Below are 1,172 nucleotides of genomic sequence, written 5' to 3' on the forward strand. Positions count from 1 at the left end.
ATGACGGTTCAACCCGCCTCGCCAGACGCCAAAGACCGGCGGGTGGGAGCCAACGTGCCACGAGCGTCTTGCCCGTGGTTCGCGAAGCGGAGCGCGGACGTATCCGTCTGCGGCTTGATCAGGGGCGGGTTGGAAAACCCACCCTCGGTTGTTGCACCGGCGCCCCCGCCGCTCGTGCAGCGCAGGCTTCATAGCCTCCTGTTCTTACGTGGATTTTTCGTTTCTTTGTGCCTTTGTGGTGGGCCCCATCGAAAATCCAACCTGGAGACACTGAGGACGGACGCTCTGACCGAATATCGCGCCATTCCCGGGAGCGTAGTGGTATGATTTCATGAGGCGAACAAAGCCATGCCGAGAGTCTTACAGCCATCCGGAGGATCAAAGCCATGAATCCTCGAGAGACACTTCAACACCTGCTGCGAACGGAACGTCCTCTCGTGATGCCAGACGCGTACGACGGTCTCAGCGCCAGGGTGATAGAAGCGGCCGGGTTCAAAGCGGTGCAATGTTCGGGATTCAGCATTGCTTTGGCATCGCGAGCGATTCCCGAGACAAAACTCGGGTTTGAAAAGAACCTCGAGATCACAACCGACATCGTCAACTCCGTCGGGGTTCCTGTCATGGCCGACGGGGAAGACGGGTTCGGTCCGCCGGAACGCGTGTTCGAGGCGGTACGCGCATTTGTTGACGCGGGCGTTTCGGGAATCAACATCGAGGATCAGGTTCTGCCACCGCCCGAAACCAAGCGTGTCGTCGACCGTTCGTTGATGATCGAGAAGATCCGTGCGGCTCGCGAGGCCGCGACAGCGGCGGGCGCGGATGATCTCGTGGTAAACGCACGAACCGACGCGTTGACAGCCTGCCCCCAGCGAACCGAAGGTTTGAGGGAAGCCGTGGAACGCGGCAACGCGTATCTCGACGCGGGAGCAGATATGATTTTCGTGATAGGCGTCGACACGCTGGCCGAGGCGGCCCGGGCCGCACGCGAGATCCACGGTCCGGTGAGCATCGCCGCGGGAATGCCCAACAACGCCGGCGCGATGTCGATCGCCGAGCTCCGGCAATGCGGGATTGCCCGCGTCAGTCTTCCTACTGTCGCGATTCTATCCTCGCTCCGGGCATTGACCCAGACCCTTTCCATTATTCACCGCGAGGGAAGTTTCCGGGAACTG

Annotated in this window: 1 protein-coding gene; it reads left to right on the forward strand. The window is 60.9% G+C overall.

The window, feature by feature from the left end:
• Nucleotides 1-386 precede the first annotated feature (386 nt).
• The coding region (locus PLJ71_08615) for an isocitrate lyase/PEP mutase family protein (GenBank protein HQM48737.1) at nucleotides 387-1,172 on the forward strand (786 nt) is incomplete at its 3' end.

The sequence above is a fragment of the Candidatus Hydrogenedentota bacterium genome (assembly GCA_035416745.1).
Taxonomy (GTDB): Bacteria; Hydrogenedentota; Hydrogenedentia; order Hydrogenedentales; family SLHB01; genus UBA2224.